The 7,874-nt window shown below is 41.7% G+C and carries 5 protein-coding genes; 3 read left to right on the top strand and 2 right to left on the bottom strand.

Annotated features, from left to right (window positions below):
* Nucleotides 1–193 precede the first annotated feature (193 nt).
* The 3 genes from pfkC (at nucleotide 194) to BP861_RS10540 (ending at nucleotide 4,018) form a co-directional block, all read left to right on the top strand.
* The gene (gene pfkC / locus BP861_RS10550) at nucleotides 194–1,669 is read left to right on the top strand and encodes an ADP-specific phosphofructokinase (protein WP_292375232.1); all 1,476 of its coding nucleotides are present in this window, start codon (nucleotides 194–196) and stop codon (nucleotides 1,667–1,669) included.
* Nucleotides 1,670–1,734: 65 nt separating this feature from the next.
* Nucleotides 1,735–3,189 carry an ADP-dependent glucokinase/phosphofructokinase gene (locus BP861_RS10545; protein ID WP_292375229.1) on the top strand — a complete coding sequence of 485 codons (1,455 nt, stop codon included), beginning with the start codon at nucleotides 1,735–1,737 and terminating at the stop codon, nucleotides 3,187–3,189.
* On the top strand, nucleotides 3,176–4,018 hold the full coding sequence (locus BP861_RS10540; RefSeq protein WP_292375226.1) for a DNA-3-methyladenine glycosylase family protein: 843 nt from the start codon (nucleotides 3,176–3,178) through the stop codon (nucleotides 4,016–4,018). The genes BP861_RS10545 and BP861_RS10540 overlap by 14 nt, the downstream gene beginning before the upstream one ends.
* Before the next feature lie 52 nt (nucleotides 4,019–4,070).
* Here the strand turns inward: BP861_RS10540 and BP861_RS10535 are convergent, their stop codons facing one another.
* Nucleotides 4,071–5,828, bottom strand: coding sequence for a HEAT repeat domain-containing protein (locus BP861_RS10535; RefSeq protein WP_292375224.1), 1,758 nt, complete (start codon nucleotides 5,826–5,828; stop codon nucleotides 4,071–4,073).
* 162 nt (nucleotides 5,829–5,990) lie between these two features.
* A complete protein-coding gene (gene cca, locus BP861_RS10530) occupies nucleotides 5,991–7,355 on the bottom strand; it encodes a CCA tRNA nucleotidyltransferase (protein WP_292375221.1) in 1,365 nt (454 codons plus the stop codon).
* Nucleotides 7,356–7,874 lie beyond the last annotated feature (519 nt).

Raw genomic sequence — 7,874 nt, 5'->3', positions numbered from 1 at the left:
GTAATACATAACTGAAGACTTACCGTAATGCATAACTGAAAAACGATATAATTGAAAAAACGGTAGAAGGAACTAGTAATGTAAGGAAGATTAGTTCGAAATGTAGCAAGATCATTTCGGGAAAAATCCTGGTTTCCCTGAATTCCTGAAAATTAATTCAGGTTCAGATCTATATTTTCAGGGGGTTTATTGAGTGGATATACAAGAATGGGAACAGCGCCACAAGGATGCTTTTTACAATTCCAAAAAGGCCCTTCCTTATCTGGAAGGTATGTTTGTAGCTTACAACAGTAATATAGACGCCATCAAACACCTTACAGATAAAGAACTATCCAGGCTTATAGGGCTTTTTAATGAGGCTGAGATTCAGGAAAGAATTGAGACATATCCAAGAGAAATTAAAGATCCTCTGGATTTCATGGCTCGCCTGATGATTTCCATGCGAGAGGGAAAAGCCGCTGAAATTCCTACCCATACCTCAGATATTCATGAATGGCTGAAAGAGCACCTGGGGTTTGACTATGCACGTATGGGCGGCCAGGCAGGAATAATTTCTAATCTTCTTGCTCGCCTCGGGATAAAAAAAGTGGTGGCGTATATTCCCTGGCTTTCCGAAGAACAGGCAGAGTATTTTGTGGATTCTGACAATCTTCTACATCCTAAGGTAGAAGGCGGAAAGGTCGTGCTTAAGCCCCCGCGAGAAGCCTTTAAATCCGGAACCGAGTCCAAAGTTAACTGGATTTTTGAGTATTCCAAAGGCCTGGAAATAAACTGCGGTGGAAGCAACTTCCAGGTGCCAAGAGATAACCGCCTTATAATCTCCTCCCGCCCGAAATGGATACGCTTGGATATGGACAGGGAAATCTATGAGCATCTAGACTCAATTTTTCCGATTGATGGAGCAATGCTTTCAGGTTACCAGATGATAAAAGAGCAGTACGAGGATGGGTCTACTTATAAGGACTATGTTTCTCACTCAGTGAAAGCTATTGAGAAACTCAAGGCTTTAAATCCTGAACTCCGCATCCATGTAGAGCTAACATCAATTCAGAACCGGGTAATAAGAAAAGCTATCCTGACAGAAATTGTTGCCAAACGTGTTCATTCCCTTGGTCTTGATACTGTGGAAGTGGCAAATGCTCTCAACGTCCTGGGGCATGAAGAACTCTCTTATTCCGTGATAAGAAAAGAAGAAACCGGGATAACTTCACTTTACCAGGGAGCTGTCCAGCTTTTAAAGGATCTGTCTCTTGAAAGAGTCCACGTTCATTCTCTTGGTTTTTACATATGTATCCTTGCCAAAGGCCATCCTCTTACGCTTAAAGAACACAGGGATGCCCTGCTCTTTTCTTCAGCCCTGGCCGGGGCCAAAGCCCTTAAAGGAAAAATTGAGAACCTTGAGGACGCAGAAGCAGGGCTGGAAGTTCCAGTTTCAAGTAAAGGCCTTGAAGACCTTGAGAACTTCAAGCTTTACTGTGTAGGGAAGAAACTCTGTACTTCTGAAGAGTTCGAGTACGGATATCTCTACGGGCCTGATCATGATGCGGTTTTAATCCCTTCCAAGGTGGTAGATAAGCCCAAAGCAACTGTCGGGATAGGCGATGCGATCTCGGCAGGAGCTTTTGCAGCCATGCTTGCAAGAATGAAGCAGAGGCAGGCGGGGAAATAAATTTTATTTCAATTAATCCGAAGCCTCCCATCGCCTCCTATTCCATGGATACAGGAACTGATTAGATGAACATACTTTGCGGATTTAATGTCAATATAGATTCGGTATACCGGATGAGCGGGGCCGAAGTTTCTGAACTACTGGATTCTTTCGGAGAGGCTGAAATCCTTGATAAAATCGAGAACCCACCCGGAGAAATCTTTTTGGAATCTGATTTTGTGGCAGGACTTGCTTATTGTATGAAAAACGGGTGCGGAGCCGAGTGGCTTGTTTTTGAGCAGTCAGTTTTTGAGTTCCTTAAAAACCGCTATTTTGGAAAATCCCTCGTAAGAATGGGCGGAAATGCCGGAATAATGGCAAATGCTCTTTCCCAGCTAGGCGCTTCCAGAGTAATTCCGAACGTTGCAGTACCTTCAAAAACTCAGCTCTCTCTTTTCTCAAAAAAAGCGATATATTTTCCGGAAGCCTCCTCACAGATAACGGAAAACGCAAGGGAAGAGCTTGATGAAAATAAAGGTGCTTTTTCCAGCAGCCAGGAACCTATACATTTCGTATTTGATTTTTCCGAGGGGGAAACATTTTCCCTGTACGGGACAGAGGTAAGGGTTCCGAGGGAAAATCGCTTTATAGCGACCTGTGACAATTTAAATCTTAGGCTCTTTGTCAATCCTGCGTTTGAGAAGTATGCCCTCCAATATGCCTGCGAGATCGATGGCGTACTTATATCGGGTTTTCATCTCCTGCTTGAGAACTATCCCAACGGCCTCACTTATAATACGATTCTTGATAATATTCTCTCCCAGATAAAAAGCTGGAAAACCAGAAACAATAAGCTTCAGATTCATCTGGAATTCGGGCATTTTGCAAGTAAAGAAATTGCGAATTCAGTCTTTGTGGAGTTTGCAAAATTTTCCGATAGCCTTGGGATGAACGAAGACGAGCTTGCAATGTTTTATAATCTACACGGAGTTCCGAGGGAAGGACTTCTGCATATGAAGGCTGATGCTATATCCAATGCAGCTTTCAGGCTGGCATCAAGGCGCGGGCTCAAGAAGCTCCTGATTCACACCAGGGAATTTGTACTGGCTGTCTTTAGAACTGATTTTAAATTTGATCCTAAACCGAATCCTGAACCAGAAACTGGATCTCAACCCAAAACTGAACTAGAAACTGAATCCGAAGTGCAGAGGACAGTTGGAGAAAAGCTTGAAGCCCTGGAGTTCGGAGTCCGGTGTGCAGGCGTGTATGCAGCTTCAGGCAGGCTTGAAGGGCGGGAATTCGTGAAAGAAGAGTCTTCGAAACTTCAGGAAAGCCCATTTGGAAGGAAACAAGTTGAAGTTTTCCTTAAAGCTTTTAATGGGAAAACTTTCGGGCATGGGGCTTATACTTTCATGGAAGGCTATATCATCTGCATGCTGCCCACACTGCTTTCCGGATCTCCTGTAACCACAGTCGGGCTGGGAGATACGTTAACTGCAGGGACTTTCCTAAGGGGGCTTGAGCTGGATGTACAGGCTTAAACCGGAACTTTTTGACCTTAATTATACGCTTGACTGCGGGCAGGTTTTTCGCTGGGAGCGGGAAGGAGACTGGTGGACAGGCGTTGTTGGGAACCAGGTTATACGGCTTTTGCAGGATAATGAACAACTAATTGTCGATTCAAAACTTCCGCCTAGTTTTCTTTCTCATTATTTCCGTTTTGACGACAACCTGCCTTCAATCTATGAAAGCATAAACCGGGACTTATTGATCGACAGGTCAATCCGAAAATACCGCGGCCTGCGGCTGATCCGACAGGATCCCTGGGAGTGTCTTATTTCTTATATGCTCGCAACAGCCTCAAGCATTCCTACAATCCAGAAACGAATTTACCTGCTCAGTCAATTTTTTGGGCAGGAACTCGAACCGGGCTATTTCAGTTTTCCTGATCCTGAAACTCTTGCAAACGCGGATCCAGCCGCGCTTGACAAATGCAAGCTGGGTTTCAGGACCCAGAATATAAAAGCCGCAGCCGAGGAAGTTGCTTCTGGCGAGCTGGATCTTGACGTACTTTTCCGCCTGGAATACAGGTATGCGCGGGAACGCCTTATGAGGCTTCGCGGCATAGGGGAAAAGGTTGCCGACTGCGTGCTACTTTTCGCTTTCGAGAAAATGGAAGCTTTTCCCGTAGATACCCACATCAGGCAGATCATCCAGCATTACCACATAGATGATAGTTACTTTGAAACCTGCAAAAACATGAGTTGTATGGGAGACTGGGGACGGGAATATTTCGGGCATTACTGCGGGTATGCCCAGGAGTATTTGTATTATCAGAAAAGGGTTGAAGGGTTTGTAAGTCTTTATTAAATCTCGCGGAAAAATTCTTCCTCAAGCGTGAAGAGGACAAAATTTCATCTAATTATTTACTCTTTTTAAAACGCAAAACTAAATTCTTTAATTCATCAATCCTGTCAGCCACAAATCTTGGAACATCTGTTTCCAACTCATAAGAGACAAGTAACGGAATTATTGGAATGGCAATTTTCAGTTTTTGAGTTGTACTCAAAGGAGAGTACAATTCGTAAAGCACTTCATCAATCTTCCCTTTCATTTCAGGTATATTGTTTTTAATTTCTTCTAAATTTTTTTGAATAGTATCAAGATATTCATGTGGATTCTGTAGTTCATCTACTGACGCTATTAATCTGTCAACTGAAAGCTGTAGATATTTAAACTCGTTTGAAAGTGAAGTTGTTTTTTCTTTGATCTCTTTGATATCTTGCACTACGTGATTTGGCATTGAGCTAAACATTGGTATTAGTCCAATAAGTCTTGAAACTATTTTGTATTGCTTTACAAGGTCGGTTTCATCTCGTATTCCTTCTATTTCCTCAAAAATATGTTCATAACCTTCTAGGTGTGGCATTCTCAGCCTGAAGATCTGGATTAGATCTTCAATATTTTGTGTCATTTCTCCTTGACTACTAATTTCCCATTTTTGAACTTCTTTATTAACAGCACATGCAATTTCTTCTGTATCAGTATTTTTAGATTCCTTGCACGCGATCTTTGCTTTCTTTTGAATTTCTTCGAGAAGCTCTTTTAGGTTTCTATCAAGGATAGGCAGTCCTTTTCTCATTGCTATTATTGCAAGAGGTGCTGTTTCTTCTGTTTCCATCATAAGTTCTGCTGCACGATCACAGTATTTCCTATAAAGATTAAGTTCACCTTTTTTTGTTTCTAAGTCCAGAATCTCGAGATTCTGGATTTCTTTTATCGCATTTGCAAGATTCTCAACAGTTTCAAAGAGCAATTCTTTGCTTTTTGAACTTCCAACAGCATATTTTGCTTCTGCAAGATATCTATTTACTTCTTTTGCCCCTTGTCCTTTGAAAATTATTGAATAGAATGAGCGGTAAAAAGGAAGGCAAAATCGAGATGGATTAAAATATATAGATTCCTGTGATGCTTTCTCAAAAAATACAATTGCTTTTTCTAATTCCTCTTTATAATCTTCTTCTTTTTCTGCTTGAGAAGCTTTGAATATGGAAACTTTTCCAAGAGAGTGACTTGCATAGACTCTCAACCAACTGTCTTCATCATTGGTTAATTTAATTAAATCATTCCATGCCTGTTGTTTATCTGGCATATAAGAAAATGCAGAACCAAGAGTCGAGACAGCCTTATACCTCACAGAACGGTATTCAACATTGGTTAATTTAATTAAGTCGTTCCACACCTGCTGTTTATCCGGCATGTGGGAAAATGCAGAACCAAGAGCCAAGGCGGCCTTAGATCTCACGTAACTGTTTTCATCATTGGCCAATTTATGTAAGTCATTCCACACTTGTTGTTTATCCGGCATATGGGTAAATGCAGAACTAAGAGATGAAACAGCCTCGTACCTCACAGAACGGTATTCATCATTTGTCAGTCTAAGTAAGTTGTTCCATGCCTGTTGCTTATCGGGCACTTGAGAAAACGCAGAACCAAGAGCTGAAATGGCCTTATACCTAACAGAAAAATCTTCATCATTAGCCAGTCTATTTAAGTCATTCCACACCTGTTGTTTATCGGGCAATGATGAAAAGTTATCTCTTAATTGATTCAATGCCTTGATACGTTTTATTGGATTCTTGCTAAGACATTGCTTATGAATTTCCTCTTGATCTATCAACTGCCCAACACCATAAGTTCCAATAAAACTTAATATTTAAAATGGTTTCTTTTTAATTTTGGAACTAACGATTAATATCCGCTAAAAAAGAATTCTTGTGGAAAAATTCTGCTTTGTGTAATCAACAGCTAATTGAGCATAATTTAGTTCTCATAACATTCTTTACATCCATTTTCTCAAAAAAACCCTGAAATTAGGATCTTTTAACCTGCAAATCCCAGCATTCTCTATAATCTCAAAGCCCTCGTTCACGCTCTGATGCACCTGTTTTCCAAGAGAGCAGCTCATGAGACGGTCTTCGAGAAGCCCTTTTGCCGTCGGGTATTTGCGCCGGATTTCAAAGACGTATTTTCCGTTTTCGATATAGCCACCGAAAACGTCAGCGGCCCCCTGATATTTTTCCTTGAACTTCTCGGCGTGTACTTTTACCCAGACCGGAGGGCCGACATGCTTTTTTACGTTTGGGAGGGTGCCTGAGATAAGTTCCAGCATAACTGCGGTTTCGGTTTTGCCTGACCAGACGCCGGTTTTTATCACTGTAAAATCATATTCTTTCAGAAGGGCAGCTACTGCCTGCTCCATTTTATAAAGTTGCGGGTAGAGTACGTCCTCTACCACATCGGGGGTTTTGAAGACGATTGCAAGCTGGGTGCTTTTTCGGCTTTCAAGCCTTTCCAGGATTTCACTGTCTTCTAGGGGCAGGAGAGAGGCTGGGAAGAAGAATCTAAGCTCTGGACTTTTCAGAAATTCCCGGCAGTGATCTATGAACATGCAGAATTTGTCAAGTGAAAGGGCTGCTGCCACGTTCCGCTTGGGGTCGGTAGGATCGACCACTACGAGAGGTTCTTCGTGCTCGATTTCCGAGTGATGCATTATATCAATTTTCTCGCCTGGCTTCCAGGAACAGGCAGCGCAGATGGTATTTTCAAAAGAACCGTAGTGAATCACCAGAAGTTCGGTCAGGTAGCCTGAAAAGCCCTGGGTTTTCAGTTCCGAGCCATAGACACCGCCCCCCCTCATAAACTGCTTCAAAAGCAGAACTTCATCTTCGTGCCCTTTTATGCGGGGTTTGACAAAATCGTTATGAAAAGGTGTCCTGTCAACTGCAGACTTGATCTGGGAAGCCGAGGCGACCCTAAAGCAGGGGACAAGATCAACATCAAAGCCTTTGTATATAATATTCAGGTAAGGGTGTTCGGCATGGCGATCTTCGGCATGCTCGGCGTGTTTTGCCACTTCTCTTGCAATTGCCATGCCCAGGGTTTCAAGTTCCTTCCTGGGGGTTTCCTCAGGAAAGCTTATAAAAACATCAATATCGTGAGTGCCTGAAAGCCAGGTGCCTCTGGCAGCGGAACCTACCATTTTTACGAGCACGTCAGGAATGCCGAGCTTTTCTGCTGCTGCTTTAACCTGTGAGGTTAGTTCTTCCTGGATTGCAAGGAGTTTTTCTCTTTCATTCTCAGTGGGTTTTATTCTCTTAAGCACTGTAAGCTTTAATTCTTCGGGAATACCTGTATACGTTTCCATGAAGGTGACGGCTCCATATTTTTGCTCGGCAGAGTGAATTTTTATGAATCTTATTATCTTTTCTGCTTATAAGTGTCAGAAATCGTCTCTTCAAACTTATAATTTGTGGATATCACATTAACTCTCAAGGAAAAGGGAGTTTTCGGATTTGTTTTCAAAACTTTATATTAAACCTGAACATAAGCCGCTTCTGAATGAATATGGTTCTAAATAAAAACTGGCTGCGATATAGATATTTCTAAATTACTGGACTTTCATCTGACAGAGTATGCTATGCATTTATTCTGGCATTAAAAAGATGGTTGAAAACAGCTTTACGTTTCAAAGTCTGAAATTCCTTCCTTTCCAATATTTAATTTTCTTAATCCGTAGTTTCTTAAAAATATTTTATCTTATACCCAAAAATTTTTTATTTGATGCATGAGATAATAGAAAACATATATAGTTGAATACCTTTGATATAACTCATGTAAGCGGGGGTATCCTGTTCAGGGTGTATTCCGGATGTTCAGGAAACTG

The sequence above is a fragment of the Methanosarcina sp. UBA411 genome, from assembly GCF_002495725.1.
GTDB lineage: Archaea > Halobacteriota > Methanosarcinia > Methanosarcinales > Methanosarcinaceae > Methanosarcina.
The sequence above is the reverse complement of the archived record's forward strand: the minus strand, read 5'-3'. Positions and strand labels throughout refer to the sequence as shown.

Excerpts from the sequence above, each read along its gene's own strand:
- BP861_RS10545 (WP_292375229.1), top strand. The coding sequence starts at position 1,735 with ATGAACATACTTTGCGGATTTAATGTCAATATAGATTCGGTATACCGG.
- BP861_RS10540 (WP_292375226.1), top strand. The coding sequence starts at position 3,176 with ATGTACAGGCTTAAACCGGAACTTTTTGACCTTAATTATACGCTTGAC.
- cca (WP_292375221.1), bottom strand. The coding sequence starts at position 7,355 with ATGGAAACGTATACAGGTATTCCCGAAGAATTAAAGCTTACAGTGCTT.